Source organism: Acinetobacter sp. 22512 (assembly GCF_052044755.1).
GTDB classification, from domain to species: Bacteria; Pseudomonadota; Gammaproteobacteria; order Pseudomonadales; family Moraxellaceae; genus Acinetobacter; species Acinetobacter pittii.
The window spans coordinates 33,477-55,192 of the sequence record NZ_JBQENP010000019.1; the positions used below are offsets into that span (position 1 = coordinate 33,477).

At 36.5% G+C, this 21,716-nt stretch carries 18 protein-coding genes and 3 pseudogenes; 15 read left to right on the plus strand and 6 right to left on the minus strand.

The genetic code is table 11. From position 1 onward, the window contains the following. The first annotated feature begins 325 nt into the window (after positions 1-325). Together ACTJJG_RS15955 and ACTJJG_RS15960 are read left to right on the plus strand one after the other, a co-directional pair. The gene (locus ACTJJG_RS15955) at positions 326-1,027 is read left to right on the plus strand and encodes a hypothetical protein (RefSeq protein WP_368576871.1); all 702 of its coding nucleotides are present in this window, start codon (positions 326-328) and stop codon (positions 1,025-1,027) included. A gap of 34 nt (positions 1,028-1,061) precedes the next feature. Beyond that, entirely contained in the window at positions 1,062-1,838 is a 777-nt protein-coding gene (locus tag ACTJJG_RS15960) for a M15 family metallopeptidase (protein ID WP_368576872.1), read from the plus strand. 206 nt (positions 1,839-2,044) lie between these two features. On the opposite strand, the pseudogene ACTJJG_RS15965 reads toward ACTJJG_RS15960, so the two are convergent. Then, a pseudogene (locus ACTJJG_RS15965) lies at positions 2,045-2,176 on the minus strand ((deoxy)nucleoside triphosphate pyrophosphohydrolase); the annotation flags it as partial. Positions 2,177-2,219: 43 nt separating this feature from the next. Next, the gene (locus tag ACTJJG_RS15970; protein WP_439711775.1) at positions 2,220-2,681 is read right to left on the minus strand and encodes a CC0125/CC1285 family lipoprotein; all 462 of its coding nucleotides are present in this window, start codon (positions 2,679-2,681) and stop codon (positions 2,220-2,222) included. 852 nt (positions 2,682-3,533) lie between these two features. On the opposite strand from ACTJJG_RS15970, the pseudogene ACTJJG_RS15975 reads away from it, so the two are divergent. From ACTJJG_RS15975 to ACTJJG_RS16015, 9 genes and pseudogenes are all read left to right on the plus strand, one after another. Beyond that, positions 3,534-3,963 (plus strand): annotated as a pseudogene (locus ACTJJG_RS15975) (hypothetical protein). 356 nt (positions 3,964-4,319) lie between these two features. Next, positions 4,320-5,039 carry a response regulator transcription factor gene (locus tag ACTJJG_RS15980; RefSeq protein ID WP_372552497.1) on the plus strand — a complete coding sequence of 240 codons (720 nt, stop codon included), beginning with the start codon at positions 4,320-4,322 and terminating at the stop codon, positions 5,037-5,039. A gap of 92 nt (positions 5,040-5,131) precedes the next feature. Continuing rightward, positions 5,132-6,592, plus strand: coding sequence for an indoleacetamide hydrolase (gene iaaH, locus ACTJJG_RS15985; RefSeq protein ID WP_372552498.1), 1,461 nt, complete (start codon positions 5,132-5,134; stop codon positions 6,590-6,592). A gap of 694 nt (positions 6,593-7,286) precedes the next feature. Then, complete coding sequence (locus ACTJJG_RS15990) at positions 7,287-8,348, plus strand: HlyD family secretion protein (protein ID WP_086398730.1); 1,062 nt, start codon at positions 7,287-7,289, stop codon at positions 8,346-8,348. A gap of 24 nt (positions 8,349-8,372) precedes the next feature. Continuing rightward, positions 8,373-9,920: a DHA2 family efflux MFS transporter permease subunit gene (locus tag ACTJJG_RS15995; RefSeq protein ID WP_372552499.1), complete on the plus strand. Its 1,548-nt coding sequence runs from the start codon at positions 8,373-8,375 to the stop codon at positions 9,918-9,920. 187 nt (positions 9,921-10,107) lie between these two features. Continuing rightward, positions 10,108-10,896, plus strand: a complete 789-nt coding sequence (locus ACTJJG_RS16000; RefSeq protein WP_171071499.1) for a hypothetical protein — start codon at positions 10,108-10,110, stop codon at positions 10,894-10,896. Continuing rightward, a complete protein-coding gene (locus ACTJJG_RS16005) occupies positions 10,893-12,479 on the plus strand; it encodes a GH3 family domain-containing protein (RefSeq protein WP_372552500.1) in 1,587 nt (528 codons plus the stop codon). The genes ACTJJG_RS16000 and ACTJJG_RS16005 overlap by 4 nt, the downstream gene beginning before the upstream one ends. Further along, positions 12,476-13,804: a TolC family protein gene (locus ACTJJG_RS16010; RefSeq protein ID WP_372552502.1), complete on the plus strand. Its 1,329-nt coding sequence runs from the start codon at positions 12,476-12,478 to the stop codon at positions 13,802-13,804. The genes ACTJJG_RS16005 and ACTJJG_RS16010 overlap by 4 nt, the downstream gene beginning before the upstream one ends. Next, entirely contained in the window at positions 13,797-14,960 is a 1,164-nt protein-coding gene (locus tag ACTJJG_RS16015; protein ID WP_372552503.1) for a hypothetical protein, read from the plus strand. The genes ACTJJG_RS16010 and ACTJJG_RS16015 overlap by 8 nt, the downstream gene beginning before the upstream one ends. Before the next feature lie 200 nt (positions 14,961-15,160). Here ACTJJG_RS16015 and ACTJJG_RS16020 read toward each other — a convergent pair whose 3' ends face one another. After that, complete coding sequence (locus ACTJJG_RS16020) at positions 15,161-15,601, minus strand: HD domain-containing protein (protein WP_372552504.1); 441 nt, start codon at positions 15,599-15,601, stop codon at positions 15,161-15,163. Positions 15,602-16,400: 799 nt separating this feature from the next. Between ACTJJG_RS16020 and ACTJJG_RS16025 the strand changes: the two genes are divergently transcribed. From ACTJJG_RS16025 to ACTJJG_RS16035, 3 genes are all read left to right on the plus strand, one after another. After that, positions 16,401-16,949, plus strand: a complete 549-nt coding sequence (locus ACTJJG_RS16025; protein WP_440608977.1) for a TetR/AcrR family transcriptional regulator — start codon at positions 16,401-16,403, stop codon at positions 16,947-16,949. 79 nt (positions 16,950-17,028) lie between these two features. Further along, positions 17,029-17,652 carry a hypothetical protein gene (locus tag ACTJJG_RS16030; RefSeq protein WP_372552505.1) on the plus strand — a complete coding sequence of 208 codons (624 nt, stop codon included), beginning with the start codon at positions 17,029-17,031 and terminating at the stop codon, positions 17,650-17,652. A 144-nt stretch (positions 17,653-17,796) separates the two neighbouring features. Continuing rightward, positions 17,797-18,342 (plus strand): hypothetical protein, encoded by a 546-nt coding sequence (locus tag ACTJJG_RS16035; RefSeq protein WP_000093651.1) that lies wholly within the window; start codon positions 17,797-17,799, stop codon positions 18,340-18,342. A gap of 34 nt (positions 18,343-18,376) precedes the next feature. Here the strand turns inward: ACTJJG_RS16035 and ACTJJG_RS16040 are convergent, their stop codons facing one another. Together ACTJJG_RS16040 and ACTJJG_RS16045 are read right to left on the minus strand one after the other, a co-directional pair. Beyond that, a complete protein-coding gene (locus tag ACTJJG_RS16040; RefSeq protein ID WP_372552506.1) occupies positions 18,377-19,033 on the minus strand; it encodes a hypothetical protein in 657 nt (218 codons plus the stop codon). A gap of 75 nt (positions 19,034-19,108) precedes the next feature. Then, complete coding sequence (locus ACTJJG_RS16045) at positions 19,109-19,744, minus strand: 3'-5' exonuclease (protein WP_372552507.1); 636 nt, start codon at positions 19,742-19,744, stop codon at positions 19,109-19,111. Between the two features lie 130 nt (positions 19,745-19,874). On the opposite strand from ACTJJG_RS16045, the pseudogene ACTJJG_RS16050 reads away from it, so the two are divergent. Further along, positions 19,875-19,970: pseudogene (locus ACTJJG_RS16050) on the plus strand (hypothetical protein); the annotation flags it as partial. Positions 19,971-20,013: 43 nt separating this feature from the next. Here ACTJJG_RS16050 and adeT1 read toward each other — a convergent pair. Further along, entirely contained in the window at positions 20,014-21,009 is a 996-nt protein-coding gene (gene adeT1, locus ACTJJG_RS16055; RefSeq protein ID WP_372552508.1) for a putative multidrug efflux protein AdeT1, read from the minus strand. Between the last annotated feature and the right edge of the window lie 707 nt (positions 21,010-21,716).

Here is a 21,716-nt window from a genome sequence, read left to right on the forward strand (position 1 = left end):
GGAAGCAAAATATGATATTCGATGTGAGCTTGCTGTATTACACTATCGTTATCCATTTATAAAATATAATAAAGGTTATATTTAAAATAATTTACCAGTCAGTTTAAAATAAACCAACTGGTAAATTTAAAATATAATTTTTGGTGGTTTTAAAACATGGTGTTGCTATTTAAATAATAATACTTATTTTGTATTAATAAAATTAATTATTTAGATCGTCTTAATTGTTTTTTTGTAAGTCGCTATTATCTAATAATAAAAGTTGTTGGTGTTGAAAATCAGGAATATTATATAAGAGCAGGATAATAATAAATGGAATAAGCTCATGAATAAAAAAATTGTAACAGTAATACTATCGCTTTTAATTACCCACCCAACTACTGCTTTTTCTAAAAATACGAAATGGCCGTGGAAAGATAAGCAGAATATATGTTCGCAAGATAATTCTTCCTGTACTGCAAAAGAGGCTTTTAGTACTTTATCTACCGCTACAGAATATTGTGTAAACCTATATCAGGAGTTCGATAAACATACAGTAAGAGGGAAAAGATATTCCGGAATCATTGGATTCATCGGAACTATTTTCGGGGTTGCGGGTGCAACAACAACCGGTACGGCTAGCACATGGTTTTCTGGACTATCAGGTACTAGTAATGCCTTTCAGGCAAGTACAAATGACATTATGGTGACGAGTGTAACTCAAGCTAGCTTAACTAGCATTCAGGAGATGGTCTATATCTATAACGTGGCGATTCAGCAGCAAATCGAGAAAAAAAATTATGACACTGCAGTTATGACTGCAATGAATATGGCCAGCCAGTGTAGGTTTGCCCCAAGTGTTGTTAGTCAAAGAATGTTGGAAGCGGTAAAGCAAACTTATCCAATGCCTGATGCTCTACGTCCAGCTGCAAATCTTGCAAAACCAGGAGCTCAACCAGAGATAAACCCTGCTGAACAAAAAGAGCCATCCAAAACGATTTTAAAAGATTCTCAACTCCCACCAAGTTTAGGTATTCAAAATAAGTAATACCTACTTTGAAATAGTTTTGAGGAGAGTAAAAATGGAAACATTAAGATTAGGCTCAACTGGTAATCAAGTGAGTAAATGGCAATATTTCCTTAGAGGGCAGGGATATCACTTAGATGTCACGGGAGAATTTGATGAATTAACTGATATTGCTACTAAAAAATTTCAGGTAAAGAATAAGCTTTATATTGATGGAATTGTAGGAAACCAGACTTTTGGTAAGGCAGCTATGCTGGGGTTTCCTATTATTGATGTAAATGATGATTATAATCCAGAATTTCCTAATAAACCTGATTTCAAACCAATTACAGGAACCAAGCTGAGACAGGAAATGTTTGGTCCGCTTGAGTTTGAGCCTGCTCCGACAAAATCTAATCCTGAAGGTTTAAAGATCACTAATAATTTTAGAAATAAAATAGTCCCAGTTGAGATACCCCAATTAATTGGAATTAAAGGCGCACCGAAAACAGGTATTATTTACGTTCACATGAAAGTTAAAGATCAGATACAAGAACTTTGGGCAGAGTGGGAAAGGCTTGGGCTTTTAGATCGTATTTTGACTTTCGACGGGGTCTTTAATGCAAGATTTATACGCGGTAAAGCTAAGGAGCAAATATTATCAAATCATGCTTTTGGGACAGCTTTTGATATTAATGCAGCATGGAACCCATATGGAGCAATACCAGCCACAGCAGACCAGAAAGGTTGTGTGTATGATCTAGTTAGAATAGCTCACCAATATGGTATGCATTGGGGTGGACACTTTAAGAAACCAGATGGAATGCATTTTGAGATAGCTCAAATACTCTAGTTTAAATTTTATAAATATGAAAAGAGAAGGCTATCAAAATAGCCTTCTTATATTAAGAATTGATTGCAAAAGTTGTACTGTTGGATATTTTTCTTTGGATCAAATATATCAATATGATTAATGCTTTATTCAACAGGAATTTTAAATGCTACAAAATAGGGTAACTTCTTTTTATTCTCATATGCTTTTTGATTTAGTGATTTAATCTCATCATTGACTTTGCCGCCCGGGAATTCATACTTATTCGATAAATAGGGATACTTATGCTCGCCTTTAAGGGCACATTAAACTTTATCCTGCTGCTGGATGACTGCGGCAACGACTTCTACAGATTTCATAAGCATATAAATAGCTATCTAATAACTATTCTTAATCACGAAATTAGTGACTATATTTTAGCTCTAAAGGCGTCAATTTATAGTTGAGTCGATATTTAATTCTTAAGGCTTTCGCTACCTTAATAGCATCTAAGACTTCAGTATCTGCTTCAGGATCTTTGACTCCTACAATTTGAGCTTCAACTATAGGTTGATAGGTATCATTTCTTACTCCAGAAGCAATTTGATAGTTTGAGGTCACAAGAGTACCTTGATTCATTTTAGGAATTTTAAAGTAGCGAAAATCGTTTTGCATGACTAACTCCGCACCACGTAGAACTACAAAATCTCTTGCTTGTTCTGGTGAACTACCACGGTCACCTTTATAGCTGACATAGAAGGAGTCTTTACTCGCTTGTCCTTCTCTGAAATGTGACATGACCGCACCAGGATTATAAGCGGGAGGAATTAAAACAGCACAGCCTGATAACGATAATAAAAGGATGGATAGGAGGATTTTATTCATCTATGGAATTCTCTTTATGTGAATTGATGAAGAGAGTTATTTTTTATCTTCATAAATAATTTCTGCTCAGTATATCGAAAGCTGATAAATACGTGTTAACGTTTTTGAATCTTTAAGCCTATTTGAACCTTTACAGGGTAAATTCTTTTTTTGCGTTACAGTGGTCGAAGTATAAATAAAGATCACGTAAGATATTTAAAAGCTCATGGAAAGATGGGATTTTTTGTTTATAAATATCTGATTTATTTTGGTAATATGCTTTAAGTTAATTTATTATATTAAAAAATGAAAAGATATTTATTATTAACTTGTATCATCGCTTCAAATGGCTGTATGGCATATTCTGATACTCCTAGCCTTCAAACATCGTGTGAAAATATAAGCGTCCAAACAGTAAAAGTTATGGAAAGGAGACAAGCAGGTGTAACCTTAAGTCAGGAAAAAGAAGCACTCAGAAAATTCATGGGAATACGTAAATATAATTCTGAAAGAGTAAAATCCGCATTTGAAACAGTCATGAATAAAATTTTAATTTAAGTTTATAAGGAAAATATCAAAGAAAATGACTTTGAAAATGAAATGATGATCAGTCGCTTTAGACAAAAAATTTTCAATAAATATTTATCTGGTGAGCTTATTGATGAGTCAATATAAATTCTAAAATTGAAAAATAAAAAGATTTCGTTTTGAAAAGCTCGCATAGGCGGGCTTTTTTATTGATTCTATAACCTTAACGAGTTTATTTAGAAGTAAAGAAAAAAACAAAAGAATAAGATGCAGGACAATAGATTTTTTATTAAATTTATATAATATTTACGTATTCCAATATTTTATAATGGGCACAAGAATTTTATGGGTAGAATATTATTAATTTTTATAAGTTTATTGATTATTGGCCCAGTGTACAGTGCTGATGATTTTTTCGAAAAAAAAACCTTCTATCTTAATTGCTAAAGATGAAGGAGTTCGAAAGAATAACAGTCGTGAGAAAGTTGATTTTTTTGAGTTATCAAATCAACAAAAAATAGATCGTACAAATCAAATTTTTAAAAGGGCAGAGCGAGGTAATGACGCTCTATTCCAAACGGCGAATATGACTGATTATGATAAATCACAATATTACAGAGAAAATAAGTATGCTAATAATAGGGGGTATTCACCATATATTGAATCTACACCTAATAGAAAAGTAATTTCAGAAGAAGAATATCAACAGGAACTTGAGCAAAAAAGAAAAGAGAGAAAAGTTGATCGAACCCTTCTGTATCTATTAGACAAGTAATTTCACAAGAGGCATAGCAATAGTTAAAAGAGTACCATATAAAGACGCAATTAGTTTATAGATGTATTCAATTTTAGCTACTGAAAAATAAAATATCTTAGAGGATATCACTTTCTAAATGAATGAAATATTCTGTTGAAATTGATTGTTAAAGGATAGCCTCACTTCGGTGGGCTTTTTATATAATGAAGATATAAAAACTAGAAAATTAATATTTTTACGAACAAAATATAGCTATTACCTACCAAATCAAAAAATAGATATGCTATAGAAAAGGATGGGATTGGTATTAAGCTCAAAGGAAGCACTTAACCAATCTTCTTAAAATTCGATGGATTTCGTTAAATAGGTAGACGATGACTGCACTTTTAGAAAAGGATTTCAGCCCATCTGAGTTTACATTGTTTTCTGAAATATTATGGAAACTTGGCTCAGGCAAAGGGCAATATAATTTACGTGAAAATATCATTGCAGATATTGCCATTTTGTTGCGTGCTGATTTTGCCGCGTCTTATATTTGGGATTCAACGCATAATTTATCGAGAGAAGGTGTGATATGGAAAATCGACCCAAAAGCGATGGAGGACTATGAAAGCATTTGGCAATTTGATGATCCCATTACGGCACAGCTTCATAAACTCCAGAAACCGACATTTGTAAATGAGGTCATGCCTCTTACTGACCTTAAAAAAACCAGCTATTACAATGAGTTTTTGAGAGCCTATGGTTTGTATCACGGCATAAATATTTATTTTGTCCGAAATGGTATAGATATTGGCGATTTACGTATTTGGCGTGCAAAAGACGCTGACATGTTTGGTGAGCGTGAAAAAAGAATATTAAATCTACTCGAACCTTATTTTAGTCAAGCCTTACCCATTGATTTATCTACACAATATGCTCTGACTCCACGAGAACAAGAAGTGGTTCATTTAGTCTCTAAAGGTTTAAATGATAAAGAGGTGGCAAATTTACTTGATATCAGCTTTACCACATTAAGAACCCATCTGAATAATTCTATGAGAAAAATAGGCTGTAATAATCGCACTGAAATGGCTTTACTCATTCAACATTAAAACAAAAACAATCCTCAATTTTGAGGATGCGAATGAATTAGCAATTTGTACTAAGTTCTTAAGATCACAACTTAAATGGATTTTAAGTCATCATGTCAAATGCAGTTGAAAAAGATAATTGGATTGAATTACAGGGTTTAGCAAATGCTTCAGTTAATGTCATTACTCAATTGATTCATGAAAGAAAAATATCTTGTGAAGAGCTTGTGCATCATTACTTCGATTCTATTGAAAAACAACAGTCTTTAAATGCATTTATTAGCACAGATAAAGCTTCAGCAATTCAACAAGCTCAATATTGGGATAAATACCTGCTTAGTGGAAAAACATGTCCAGCTTTAATGGGTATTTTAATTGCGGTTAAAGATAATATTCATGTTGTAGGTTTCCCGAATAGTGCAGGCACACCAGCTTTAGCTGATTTTAAACCTCAAAGCTCTGCACCGATTATTCAAAAACTTATTGATCACGGCGCGATTATTGTTGGTAAAACCAATATGCACGAATTGGCCTTTGGGGTAACTGGTTATAATACTGCCATGCATATTGAAGGCGTTGTGGGTACACGAAATGCCGTAAATCCATTGCATATTGCTGGCGGGTCTTCGTCAGGTAGTGCTGTGGCCGTAGCAGCGGGAATGGTTCCAATTTCGATTGGAACAGATACGGGTGCTTCGATTCGTTTACCAAGTGCTTTAAATGGTTGTGTCGGCTTTCGTCCCACGGTAGGACGATATTCACAAGACAGTATTACCCCAATTTCACATACTCGCGATACAGCTGGCCCTATTGCACACACAGTATCTGACATTATCTTAATTGATCAGCTTATTACTCAAGAGCCAAAGAAAGAACCATTACAGCCTCATCAAATTAGGTTCGGTATCCATCCATATTTTTGGAATCATTTAGATGAAGAGGTTCATGAGCAGGCGCATATTGCGCTTGGGTTGTTAAAAGATGCGGGAGTCGAAATTATTCCTGTCGATATGCCGAATTTAGAACAACTTAATCACGCTATTTCTTTTCCTATAGTCATCTATGAAGGTAAATATGATCTTATTCAATATTTAAAACTTCATCATATAGACCTCACCTTAGAGACTGTAGTTGATCAAATCTCAAGCCCAGATGTTCAGGCAATTTTTAAACAGAATATTCTTCCCCAATTAATTCAAGATCAGACTGGGCAACTTGTTCCTGTTTTACCTTTTTATGAAAAGGCCATCAGTGAAGCGCGTCCTCAATTGCTTGAACTCTACCAAAACACATTTAAAGCACATAACTTACATGCTTTATTATTGCCGACGTCGCCGATTGTTGCGCCACTCGCAAACGAACAAGTCAGTTCAATTGAGAATTTCCAAACACTCATTCGAAATACAGACCCCGGCAGTAATATCGGATTACCAGGGCTGAGTTTACCCATTGGAAAGGGAGTGAAATCGAAACTACCAATTGGGTTGGAAATCGATGGTTTACCTCATCAGGATAGTGAAATACTTGCGATTGGAGTAACTTTAGAAGAAATTTTTAGTGCTTTAAATCAGTAAAAAATGATCCGTAAATTGTCTAATTCCTAAATAAAAAAGAGTTAAAAGTAACTCTTTTTTAACATTAATTTTGTTTTTTAATAATATTGGGGTTCTTAGGTGTATGTTGGGTTGGGGTTGGGCGATTCTATATTATTTTACTTAATATAATTAATCAAAAGTTGTCGGAATAGTCTGTTTATAAGCGCTTTTTTACTATTTTGACTAAGCCAGAATATTTATATTTTATCCTTCTATTAATATTATAAAATTTCTCCATAACTATTTAGCGGTTACATAGATCTTTAAATAATTCTACTTAATTAATACAAATGGAAAGTTAATCTTTAATACTAGTGAAATAAATCTCTTTATATGTAAGATTTTTTTAAATAACTCCAACTGTAGTAATTGTTTGAATTTTAATGATAATTTTTATTTATTTAAGCTGTTTTTATAAGCGGTTATTTGAAAAAATATAAAATTACATAATTTTTAAACATAGTTTATATAACTTGCTTTATTGACATAAATAGAAAAAATATCTGGCAAAGAGGTCAATGATATTTAATTCACTTAAGAACCATAATTTGCACCAAATTTTACGATGTCACGATTCATTGAATAAAACCAAGTGAAAAGTTACGTAAAAAAGAAATCAATAGTTTTATTGACTTAAATAAAAAATCGAATATTACAAATAAGCGGAATGAATATGGATAACGTAGCTCAGCTAGAAACTGATACTAATTTCCAAAGTCGAAAGAAAATAACTTGGGGTGTTTTTAGTGTCCTACTGTTATTTTTAGTTGCTGGTATCTTATATTATTTTTTTGTATATCGATTCTATCAATCTACGGATAATGCTTATGTGCAAGCCGATGTCACTTGGGTGATGCCAAAGATTTCAGGCGAAGTGATGGAGTTATTAATTAACGATAATCAGGTAGTAAAAAAAGGGGAAACTTTAGCAGTATTAGATCACCGCGATTATCAAGCTCGTTATGATCAAGCTCGTTCAGTAGTCAGCTTGAAAGAAGCTGCACTGGGTGTACAACAACAAAATGAAAAGTCTGCCAAGTCTTCAATTATTGAAGCTCATAGTGGCGTAGTGGCAGCACAAGCTGATTTAACTCGTTTAAGAAAAGAGTTTGAGCGTTATCAAGATTTATTAAAAGATGGGGTGATTACCCGACAAAACTTTGAAGGGGTTCAGTCTCAATATTTAACGGCGCAAGCTCAACTCAGCAAAGCGCAAGCCGCCGTAAATGCGGCAGAAGCTCAGTTGGGGAGTTTACAAGCGAGTCGAGCGCAGCTTCTAGCAGATATTCAAAGTGCCAATGCAAACTTAAACCTGTATCAGGTCGATTTGGCTTCATCCAAAGTGGTCAGTCCTGTAAACGGTAAGGTCGGTAGCCTTGCAATCCAGAAAGGTTCACGTGTTTCTCCGCAAACCCGCTTAATGGCGATCATTCCTGAAAATAGTTTGTATGTACAAGCGAACTTCAAAGAAACCCAAATTGAAAAAATGCATATTGGTCAGAAAGTTAAATTAAAACTTGATGCCTACCCAAGCCTGACCTATACCGGAAAAATTGAAAGCTTTTCACCAGCTTCAGGCGCAACTTTTTCACTCATGCCACCAGACAATGCCACAGGCAACTTTAACAAGGTTGTTCAGCGTATTCCTGTGCGTATTGCCATAGATTCAAGCCCACATATTGATTTGATAAAACCCGGAATGTCGGTGAGTGCCACCGTTGACCTAAGAACTTAATAATAAAATTTTAGGTAATAACAAATGAATAAGCACCTTGAGGCCGAGTGGAGATTCCCAGCAAAAACTGCATGGGCAATTTTTGCTGCCATGATTTTTGGCAACTTCATGGCGATTCTTGATATTCAGATTGTGGCGAGTTCTCTAAACGAAGTTCAAGCTGGTATGAGTGCAAGTCGTTATGAAGTCACTTGGGTGCAAACGGTTTATTTAATTGCCGAGATTATTGCAATTCCCATGTCGAGTATTGTCTCGCGGGTGCTTTCAACACGGGTCTATTACACCATCTGTGCAATTGGGTTTACGGTCAGTTCTTTACTTTGTGCCTTGGCATGGAACTTAGAAAGTTTATTAGTGTTCCGTGGCATCCAAGGTTTTATGGGCGGCGGCATGATTCCGACCTCCATGACGGCGTTGTACTTACTTTTTCCAGAACCAAAGCGCTCATTGCCTTTGGTGATGTTTGGGATGATCAGCACTTTGGGGCCGGCCATCGGCCCAACCATTGGCGGTTGGCTCACAAATAACTTTTCGTGGCACTGGATGTTCCTGATCAATATTATTCCAGGCATCATCATTGCTACGGTCATTTACTCAGGCCCTAATATCGACCGTGCCAACTACTCACTCATTAAAAGCATGGACTGGTTTAGCCTGATTGGTATGGCGATGTTTTTGGGTGGACTTGAATATTTCCTTGATGAAGGCGCACGGCATGACTGGCTTGTAGACACAGGTGTTCGAGTAGCGTTTATGATCTGCGTTGTGGGTGGCATGATTTTCTTCTCTAGAAGTTTTACCCAGCCAAAGCCTTTGCTCGATTTGTCCGTATTTAAAAACAAAAATTTTACCTTAAGTGCTATCACGACTTTTGTGATTGGCATGGCGCTGTATGGCTTGGGTTACATGATTCCCGTGTTTCTTGGGCAAGTCCGTGAAATGAACAGTAGCCAAATTGGTCACGTCATGATGGTGACAGGCATTGTCATGTTCTGTTTTGCGCCGTTCCTTGCGTGGCTCATCCCCAATTTTGATACCCGAAAAACCGTATTTGTTGGAATGATTCTGGCTGGCTTTGGTGTTTGGCTTAATTCACACCTCAGCATTCATAGCGATTACGACTTTATGTTTTGGCCGCAAATTTACCGTGGTATTGGTCTCATGATCTGCCTGATTGTGGTTTCGCATTTAGCCATGAGCACTTTGCCGCTGAGTAAAGTAGCCGATGCCAGCGGTATTTATAACCTGATGCGTAATATTGGCGGCGCGGTTGGACTAGCTCTCATTAACTCATCTTTAGATTGGCTCACTGCGCTTCATGTCACCCAGATTAATCAGGGGATGACACCGCAAAACTGGATTTTTACAGAAAGACTCGACCAACTCACGGCGCAATATCAGGAAGTCGGTGCAAATGCTCAGCAAATCGCGCTGAGTGTGATTTACCGCGACATTCATTTTCAGGCACTGACCTCTAGCTTCAATGATTTATTACGGATGCTCGCAATCATTATGTTTGTGACCGCATTTTTAACCATCTTTATGGATCGGGGGAAGAAAATGAATATGTAGATATTAAAAAATAAAGGCAGCTTTCAAAGAATGAAAAACAATAGGGCATATCAAAACGTATCCCTTCATAGAAAAAGAACATTGATCTGAGTTTTCTAAAATCGGTTGATGAGATCGGGGAACTCACAAATTAGAGGTGGAAGGTTAAAGGATTATGATTAATACAACGTATAAACTAATTTCAAAATTGAACCTGAAAAACACGACTTATGGTCAATATTTTGAAAAAGAGCAAATCGATACTGAGCGATTAAAAGTGATGTATTCCATTTACGAACAGTATTATGAAAATACGAGATTTTCTATTTTCGTAGATGATTTCCAAAATAAAAGCGGTGCGATCTTAATTTTTGATTCGGAAACAAATGAGATTGTCGGTTTCTCGACTGTGGTGGTGCAGCATTTCTATTTAAACGGTAAGGACTACACCGTGTTATTTAGCGGTGATACGGTCATTTTGAAGAAGTTTTGGGGCACGCGTAGTCTGCAAAGTACCATGCTCAAACTGATGATTAAGCTTCGAATCAAATATCCATTTAACGAACTCTATTGGTTACTCATTTCTAAAGGCTATAAAACTTATCTCTTACTTGCCAATAACTACTATGTGTATTACCCAAATATTAAAGACGAAAACCAGCATCTTTCGGAAGTCGTTGAGCACTATTGTGAAAAATTCTTTGGGGAGTACTACGACCGTGAAGCTGGCCTTTTAAATTTTGGCGATGACTATCAACCATTAAAAGGTGAAGTCGCACCAATTACTGCCGAAATGAGAGAGAAGAACCCAAATATTCATTTCTTTGAACAAAAAAATCCGACATGGAAAGCTGGTACAGAACTGCCGTGTATTGGTCGTCTTGGTTGGAAAGACATAGCCCGTTTCCCTGTGAAGCTGATGACTAAACCGACCAGTAAAGGAAAGTTTGAAGCATGCGTAACCCATAAAACAAAACGTAGAGAGGCCATCCAATGAAAACTAATGAATGGCTAACTTTGGGTTCGCATCTTATTTTAAAAAAATGGTGTGATGCATCTGACCGCAATTTTCAAAAACAGTTTAATGCCTTAGAGACCACGCAACGTCAAATTTTGCATTCGATATTACAGACCTCTACCTTTGCCCGAGATAAGAAAGTTCAAAACTATGAGCAGTTTGTAAAAGCATTTCCTGCAACACGTTACGGCGCATGGCGAGAAGACATTCAGCGTTACCGTGAACAAAAGCTTTCACTCTCGAGCAGTAAACTGGTTCGTTTTCAGCCGACTAGTGGTTCGAGCGAACAAATTAAGTTTATTCCATACACCAAGCTGTTTTTAGATGAACTTGATCATGCGATTGCGCCGTGGATGGCGAGTTTATACCGCAAATGCCCTCAGCTCAGCTCGGGCACACATTATTGGTCGGTGTCATGGTTGCCTGAAAGCCAACGTGAAGTTTTAAAAGATAAAAACCTAAATGACGATAGTGCGCTACTTGGTGTAGGTAAGCGAATTTTGTCTAAGTTTACTCAAGCGGTTCCAAGTAACGTTGCTTTTGCAGCAAATGCTGACGATGCACTGTTTGCCACCATTTGTTATTTGGTCGCAAACCGTAACTTAGCCATGATTTCGGTGTGGAGTCCAACGTTTGCGCTGCAATTGCTCGAACGTTTAGAGGCATTGCAACAAGACGTGATTGAGGTTTTACAAAGTGGTTCATGGGGTAACCGTCAGGCTTCATTAAAAGAAGTGACTGCGCCGCGTAGCTCTGAAAGTGCTCAAGCCTTAATTGCAAGTTCAAACGGCACACAGATCGACTTTAAAAAGCTCTGGCCAAAGTTAAGTTTAGTGTCGAGTTGGGACACTGCAGGTTCAAAAGCTTGGGCGGAGAAATTAAAAGAGAAATTACCCAGTGTTCAGTTTGAAGGAAAAGGTTTATGGGCGACGGAAGGTGTAGTGACTATTCCCTATAACGACCAATACCCGCTGGCCTATCAAAGTCACTTCTATGAATTTGAATATTTAGAAGGCGATAAACAAGGTCAAATTATTCCGTCGTGGCAACTTAAACAAGGTGATGTGGTCAGCCCGCTGATTACCTCTGGCAATGGCTTACTTCGTTACTGTCTAGATGATTGCTTACGGGTAACAGGCTTTATAGAGCAAATTCCGTGTTTTGAGTTCCAAGGCCGCCGTTTTGGGGTCGATCTGGTCGGTGAAAAACTCGCGCCTGAAACAGCTCAACAGTTGTTGTCTCAGTTGAATGAAACCGAGTCAAAAGCGATTTCTTTACTGGCGATTGATACTCAACAACAGGTTAAACCATTTTATTGCGTGCTTTTTGAAGGCGACATTCATCACAGCATTAGCAATGAATATATCGACAGTATTTTGCGTCAAAACTTCCATTATGAACTTGCTCGAAACTTGGGGCAGCTCGACCAGCCTCAAATTCGTCAGGCCAATAATGGCTGGAATGCGTATAAGCAACTGGTCATGTTTGATGGCATTATCGAAGGCAATATCAAGCCTGAGCCACTCAAAAAAGTCACCCTCAATAGTTTGGAACAACTATGAAAGGGATGAAGCCATTTAATACTCGGTTTTTAACACTTCGACACGCCTTGTATCTAGGCGTGTTGTTGGTGTCGAACACACATGCCATGACTTTAGACGAGGCTTTATATGCCAGTTTAAGGCATGAAAGTCAGCTTGAAGTGAGCCGTTTAAGTGTGAATCAGTCCACCGCTGTGCTTGAACAGGCTAAACAGCGTGATGGACTTAAAGTCAATTTAGTTGGTCAACTGGACTATGAAAGAATAGATACGCCTTCACACGTCCTGTTTCCAACCGAAGGAAACCGTAAAGGTCGAAGTTTGCAATTACAGGCAGATTATCCGATTTATACCTCTGGTCGACACCGTTTAGGAATAGATGTTGCCGAAAGTCAGCTTTCTGCACAAAATCAAGGTTTGTCAGATCAACGATCTGAAACCATTTTAAATACCGTAATGGTCTATACCGATGTACTAAAAAAGAAAGCGATTTTAGAACTTAGACAAAAGACCATGGCAAATCTGCAACGGTCTTTATATGAGTCAAAGCGCCGTTTTGACGTGGGAATGATTACCCGTGCGGACTTGGCTCAGGTTTTGGCGCAAGTTGCTCAAGGCCAAGCCGATATCACACAAGCTCAATCTAACTTAACTGTAAGTGAAGCACAGTTTTACCAAGTGACAGGTACAACACCTGACAACCTTGTTCCAATCAATCAATTACCTCCTATTCCCGCTAACCTAGATGAAATATTGGCTCAAACCAAGAACCACCCGGCGTTAATGCGGGCTAAATATGAAAAGCAGGCTGCCGAAAAACAATATGCTTTAACTAAACGCGAACTGTGGCCTACGGTCATGCTGACCAGTCGTGCCGGAAAGCAAGATGAAGCGAGTTATATTGGTTCTGAAAGTAATAACTATATGGTTGGGGTGCAGCTCAATGTACCGCTTTATGACGATGGTTTAAATCGGGCCAACGTCAGAAAAGCACAGGCCGATATCGATTTGGCTGCGCAAAAAATTCGAAGTCTTGAGCTGGACTTGAATAAGCGTACCCGTACCACCTATGCGCAGCTTCAAACGATCCGACAAAATAAAGAAGCATTGGCAAATGCCATAGAGGCTGCGTCTATTGCCTTTGTCTACACACGTAAAGAGTTTGATGTTGGCACCAAAACTACATTTGATTTGCTCAATACAGAGCAAAAGCTACTCGATGCACAAACCCAAAAAACAGTAAATGACCAAGACGAAGTGGTGTTTGTCTATCAGCTACTCGACCAAATGGGCCGTTTAAATAACTTGGTTCCCGTTCAGACTGCACAACAGGTGAATAATGAATAAAACAAATCCACCACTTGCTGACAATACACTCATTACCCGTGAAGCGACTTTGGCAGATGATCAGGCTTTAAGAGATTTAATCGCCGTACCGATGACCACTAAAGGCATACAAATTAGCTTTCAGCGCGAACCTAGTTATTTTCAAGCGTCTGATATTGTCTATCGACATAAACTGCATGTGGTGATTGAAGACACCGAGAGTCAAAAAAATGTCGCTTGTTATAGCAATGGTTACCGCCCTTGTTATGTCGATCGGAACATTCAAAACTTACGTTATGCGGGTGATTTACGGGTAGATCATAACTACCGTGGTAAATCACTGGTAAAAGTTCTGGCAAAGCATGTAAAACAGACCATGCATGAACCGAACTATAGCCAAATGATTATTTTTGATGATAACCATGCCGCGCGGGCTGCCATCCAAACAGGCAAAACGGGTATGCCCGATTATTATGATGAAGGGCTTATCGAGACACTCAGTCTGACGAGTACAGGTGCAAAAAGAAAAATCACGGCTTTTTTAAAGCAGAGTTCTCAGCAGAGTGACATTCAAGAGATCCGTACATGTGTTGCCGAAGCTCAGCATGTTGAAGCGATGAACCAATTTATTAGCGACATGGCCGAGTTTTATAACTTTATTCCTGCCTATAACTTTGAAGAACTGGCCCAAGGGCATCGGTATTTTTCAGGAATAAAACTCTCAGACTTTTCACTTTACTTTAAAGGTGAAAAACTAGTGGGCATGTTTGGTTTATGGGATCAGCACAGTATTAAGCAAACTAAAATTTTGCATTACAGTTCGGTCATTGGAGTTTTTAGACCCGTTTATAACTTGTTGACTCCAATTACTAAGGGCATGCGTTTGCCTAAACTCGGCGACTCTATTCAATACCATGTGCTGCATACGCTTATGTGTCATCCACAAGATTTAGCTTTGCATCATAAAATGCTTGAAGATGCCTATAACAAGTCAAAACAGCAGGGTGTTGGTGTGGTGAGCTTTACGCTTTCACACAAAGACCCGCGCTATCAGTTAAACCAGTTTTATAAAGGTGAGCGTTTAACAGGAATGCATGGTTTTATTAGTTATGAAGGTGACCCAAGACCACATTTTGATAAAAACCTGATTCCGTACTTAGAAGTTGGGCGTATTTAACCCTTAGATAATTTCGCCGTAGATCATTAATGCGCAAAAATTTGCTCAATTCTTAGGAATGTTAAATAGGATTGAGCAAATATATGCGCAAAATGGTGAATGTTCGCTAGAGCAAGAGTCTTTTCTCATGATGATTTTGATTAAGTTACAAAATCAAGATAAAACGTTTTGGATTTAATGAACCTAGTGAATTTGACCCTTTAGCCCAACTTATCTTGCGCCGTTGAAACAATTAGCATGGTTTGAAGATAATAATCGACACGTGAGTGATTATTGTCCTTATGTGAGTTATGCGCATTAAAGGCTGCGTCATGAAGTTTTACAACTCGAGCGATTGGATTCGAACTACAACGAATTAAATATTCTTCGCGTGTTTCACTTTCCCGTTTAGTTAATGCATCAACCGCATCACGGACTTCTTTTCCAAATAAACTTTCGATTTTGGCTAGGGTAAGAGGCGTGTCCTCAACGCTATCGTGGAGAAGGGCTGTAATAATATAGACTTCTGAAAATTGGTGCTCAATTAATGAATTGACCACACCTTTAATATGGTAATCAAAGTAATCATGAGGACCATACTTTTGACCTTGATGCGATTCTTTTGACAATTTCTCTGCTAATTCAACTTTATTTTGAGTCATTTTTTGCTCTTATCACTTTAAGTATATGACACGGCCTAATTTGTGAGATAGGTCGCTTAATTCATAATTTTATACTGAATACTTAAGTTAGGCATAAGGGTAATTGGTCATTTTTATTTATTCATTCTTGTTTGATAAGAACAAGAGCCAACCTTAAATTTTTTTCAACTTTAAAATTTAACTTAATGATATAAAAGCAGATTGTAAATATTACTTAAGAATATCCTTAATTATGTAATTAAATGAAAAACAATAATTATTTAAATATTTTCTAGCCAATTTCACATTGACACTTCAAATATTGGAGATTACCATTTGCGGGCTGGCCTACATTGCCAGTCGGTTTTAGCAGACCGTTTTAAGACCGCATCAGGATTATTTCTTCTGAGGAATAGTTTTGTGCGTGCACATCTCGTTCCCTCCCGTAGCGGTAGGACGGGAGTGGGACACCTACGGGTGTGCTGGATGTCTTAACCAGTCTGCTAACCCACTTCCGTTCTGCCACCATAATTCTAATGTCTTGGCAGAACTCCATATATAAGGAGTTGGCTTTGTACATTCATCATTTCTTGGCAGCCATTGCCAAAAGCTATAACAACACAGCTTAAAACATTTAACGCAGCTTGATCGCCGTAAGGCTTTTCAGGCTTTAGCTCGTTATTATTTACAACTTAGACAATTAAACCTTGAGATGTGCTGAGCACAGTCTTTACGGCTTTGCTGTGCCTTTTTTCTCCCAAAAGGCAGCAGTTTTTATATCTCATTTATATACAACAATAATTTTTATAACGGTAAAAATATGCCAAAAATAGTTCTCCCAACACGTGCGGTACAAGTCGTAAATAAATCAATTGAGTTATTTCACTACAACGGATTTCATCTGGTCGGCATCGACAGACTAGTGAAAGAGTGTGAAGTGACCAAAGCGACTTTTTATAACTACTTTCACTCTAAAGAACGGCTGATTGAAATCTGCCTGATTGTGCAAAAAGAACGCTTAAAAGAAAAAGTAGTCTCAGTGGTTGAATACGACCATGACACAAACGCAGTCGATAAACTCAAAAAGCTCTATCTTTTACACACCGACCTAGACGGGTTGTACTACTTATTATTTAAAGCCATTTTTGAAACAAAACTGACTCATCCAAAAGCGTACATAACCGCCGTGCGATATAGAACATGGCTTATCAACGAAATATATAGCCTGCTTAGAGCACTTAACACCGATGTTTCCTTTACTGATGCCAAACTGTTTTTATATCTAATCGAAGGCGCCGTTATTCAGCGTTTAAGCTCAAATGAAGTTGATGAGAGAGTGGTTGAGGTGTTTTTGAGGGGGATGAGGTGAAGAGAAGTACTTTTATTTATAATAATCTTATAAGAATGTAAATTAGTTACTGTGTTAATCAACAATGGAATTAAAGATTATGAGTGTAGATAAAGATTCTTTAAAAGCTGGGGCAGAATTATTAGAAGTTGTTATTGATACTTTTATTACACCTGAAGGCTTGGTCAAAGACATTCCTGTTGTTGGTAGTATTTTTTCTCTAGCCGAAGCCTGTAGTACATTTAGGAACAAAAGATTTGCAAAAAGGGTTGCCGCATTCCTAACGAATTTTTCACCTGACGAATTTGAAAGGTTTAAAAAAGCTATAGCAAATAAAAGTAATGAAGATTTAGGTGAAGAAATATTAAGTGTAATAGAAAACTTAGAAAAAGAAGTACAAGTAAATATGATTGCACGTGCAACTAAAATGCATATCGCACTACTTGAAGAAGGTCATTCACAGGCATCTGTTAAATATATTTTAGATCACAATCTTCATATTATTAAGCAATTAGATAGCCATCTTTTAGCTGGTCTTCATGCAATCTATGGCAGTCAGAATTCTGTGAGAATTAGTTCAGTAGATCAAGCTTTATATAATTTAGGTCTATTAAAGCAAGCTCAAGAAATTGCTTATATTGGAGCTCAGGTTATGCCTAATCTATCATTTGAATCATCTATTGAGGGATTATCATTTTATAAAAAAATTGTATGTGGTGAGTGATGTTGAGAAAATTTATCATTGTTAGTATTCTACAAATATTGCGGCAATAATCATTAGAAACTTGCTCATGTTTATACTTATTTCACATGAGATAAAATATCATGTTTAACAAATGGTTAAATGGATTTTAAATGAGGGGGAAATATGTCTTCTGAAAATGAAAGTAATGCTAAAGAAAGAGAAAAATTTGAAAAATTTATGATGAGTAATAGTAGAGGTTTACCTCCTTTAGTTGAAGATACTTCAAATGGGTCGGTGGTTTGGAAAAGTTTGGATAATATTAACTATGAAGAATTAGGATATTTTCTATCTTGTCATTTAATTATAGAACACTATATGGATGAGTATTTGAAATTTGAATATCAGAATTTAAGTTGGGGGGATTGCAAGCTAACATTTTCTCAAAAAATAAACTTATTATCTAATTTCCCTATTTCTGAACCATATAAAGAACTTATACCATCAATTAAAGCTATGAATAAAGTAAGAAATAAAATTAGTCACCGTGTTGATTTTAAAATATCAATGGATGATCTAGAACCTTTAAAATATTACTTATATGGTGCATATAAAGAAAACAAAGAGATGGTTCCTTCAACTGTATTGAAATTATTAGAAATTTATACAATGATGGTATGTGTTGTCTTCGCTAGTACAATCAGTGCATTAGTTCGTCATAAATCAAAATAAAAAAGAGACCCTACTATTTAATTAAGTAGGAGTCTTATTTAACTCTATCTGCATCATACAAAGACTTATATCTATCTTTTGATGCGACATCCTTAGTTTCATCAATAAATTTCTGCATTTTAGCTTTATAGTCAGTGTGACCAGCTTTATACATTTCAGTTAAATATACAAATTCGGCATCTCGGTACTGGTGATCATTTTTGCTAGTCGATTTACTCAATTCGGTTTGTATGAGTTGGGCAGCAGCTTCGTGACACTGTTGAATTTTTACTTTGACCTCATTTAATTTTTCAAGCAATGTACATCTAAACATTATCTGTTGAGGCAAGGGTTTCTCTTTGATCTGTTGTTCATTTAACTCATAAGCCTCTTTATACATACCAGACAGCATATAAATATTCATTAATGCCATTTCTCTTTGTTTCTTGGCAGTAACTTTTTTAATTTCAGGTATTAAAGGTGCTAAAGTTTGTTTTATCTTTTCATCTTCACCAGAAGTCACAACTTCATTTGTGATTGTTTCGTATCTATCTAAAATCGCTTTATCACTTGCCGATAGTTCAGTTTTTACGTTTTGAGAACTGCTTTTCGCAGTAGTATCTACCTTTGTTTGTTCATTTGATGCCTTGCTACAAGCAGTAACTCCAAATACAGAAATGAGAATAATAGTACTGATTAATTTTCTATTCATGATTTACGTCGAAAAAAGAGATCTTAAATTTATGAGGACACCTGTAAATTAGCAGGGAATGTCGCCTATGGATTATTATTTAAGAAGTAAGGATTGGGCAGCTATATTTTTTAGGTATTTCGGTACTCTAGATATACTAAGTTTATTAATGGCTAACAATAAATCTTGATCAATGCTATTGAAGCCATATGTGTGACAAATATTCGTACAAAGATAGTTGAATAATTGAGCCGTAACTTCAGCATCTGCTTCTGCACGATGAGCTGTGCCATTAAACTTAATATTGAATAAGTCTGCCATTGCCCCAAGTCGATAACTGGGTTGATGAGGTAAAATACGGCGAGCAAGTTTCAAAGAACAAATGAGTCCATTGTGTGATGGACTTAACTCCTGTCGAATACTTTCTGCTTTTAGGAATTTCTCATCAAATCCTGCATTGTGAGCAAGTAAAGGATCTGTTCCAATAAAGTCCAATAGAGAAGGAATGACTTCTTCCACTAAAGGAGCATGATTAACCATATCTTGAGTAATACCAGTCAACTTTGTGATGTAGTATGGAACCTTTACACCACAGTTTATTAATGAAACAAAACGCTCTGTGATTTCACCTTCTACAATACGTAAAGCCGCGACTTCTGTAATACGATCGCCAGCCTCAGGACTGACTCCTGTGGTCTCGAAATCAAGTACAATGATTGGCGAAACATTCATAAAACGCTTTCTCTATTAGAAATTAGGTATTAAAAGCACAACACTTTTTATCATAATAGCTTTAAGTCAAATATAGCACTAAGTTAACTTATCTAAATATTGAAACTATATTAGTAAGTGATATGTTTAGCTGTTAGGTTATGCCGAGCACAGCCCATTTACACGGGCTTATAAAGAGTGGTCGGGTAAAACACCACACCAAGCCCGCGAGGAAATGAATAACTGAGGGTAGAGCCTCTTAAAATAAGATGTGCATATATTTTGAGTGTTTATTCATCATTTAACGCACATTCAAAATTACTTGGGTTTTCTTTACATCTTACCTTTTTCAAAAAGTTCATCATTTTAGGGTCATAGATACCAGCCTTGGTGAGTTGTATACGTGCCTCGCGCATCATCTTCATATAGTTTACTTGTTCATTTTTAGGAATATCCATCCAATATTTTGAAGGAATATCACTTTCATATTTGGCAATAATACCAAATGTTCTATTGAGTTGGCTGGCTACCCAAGTCCGCGACTTTTGCCCAAAACCTACTGGAAACTGATCTTTACGAATAATGAAGTTTGCTGAAATTTGAGTCAAAGGAAAACGAACAATTGCTCCTTTCTCACCTAAACCTTTGTGTAGTTCAAAAGGTTTGAATGCCACAATAGGAGCGGGCACAATATCAATTTCATGATTATTAAACTTTGCACCGGCATTGGTGACGTCTACTGATACAGCCTGACCTCCAACATGTTGAACAAGCTTTGGTTGCGCTTCATCATATTTAAATACCCCAATTTTTTTACCGGCAGCCTTCGCGAGAGTATTTATACTTCTATCATTTATAAACAAATATGCAGGACCAATTGTGCCTAAACCTGCAATTTCGTAAGGGCCTACCACCATGTTTTTTGCGGCCATTGGTGAAGACAACAGCTTATAGGCATTAATTGCCGTTTTCATATTTGTTAATGCGCCAACTGCATCTAAAGATCCTGTATATTTATTAAACTGACGGCCACGTAAACCACTAATGATAGCGCCATCACACTTACCGACTTTTAAATCTTCAGCCGCAATGCGTTCATCTACATATGCTTTTAAAGATAGATCAGCACCCCAGTTTTTAGCTTCAAGTGCATAGTCTTTGGCTAAAGCGAAAGCATCTCCCGATTTACCAATGGGGTCATACACACAAACGACTTGTTGTTTTGCATAAATAGTTGTTGTTAAACATGTGCTTGCAATGAGTAAAATAGTTTTAAAACGATCCATATTTAATTATCCATTATTTAAATTATAAAAATTATTTTATGAATCTTGCTTAGATTAGATATGACATTTAAATAAGAATTTAAAGAGAAAAGGTCAAAAGAGAGCTTTGGATCAGCATCTTATTTTTTTTTAATGGTATGGCTATGTTGTATATGAATAGAGATCTAAAGTGAGCTAAATTTTAAGAACAGCTGCATACACGCACTATATCGTTTTTTTCAAGCATGTAAAGAGGTTTTTAATATATTTTATTTAAATTTCAATAGCATAAAAAATAATTTGAGTTTCGGTTTTTAATTTTAACAGGCTAAAAGTTTTGAGGCTTAAAAGGAGATTTAGAAAAAGAAATCTGTATAGCAGCCAGTAGTCGCAAATACATCTTGTAAGTAGCTCAGCTCACTAGGGTAAATATAAAAGTGTAATGACAACTTACAGGAAGTTGTCTAGAAAATTATTCTGGTTAAGATTAGAAATAGGGTTTAATACATAAGCATCCAATAGAACCAGCTTAGGCGTTTAGTAATTTGCTAGAACAACACATACAGTTAACCAAGCTAAGTATTCATCACAGTAAAGAATTAGTAGTGAAGCAACAACATAGAGAAGCGAAGCCTTATATATGGTAGGTTTCCAAATCTTTTATTTAACATAATATACATTATACGAAGTGTTATATAGTTAACACTTTGATTCATATAGCTTTATTA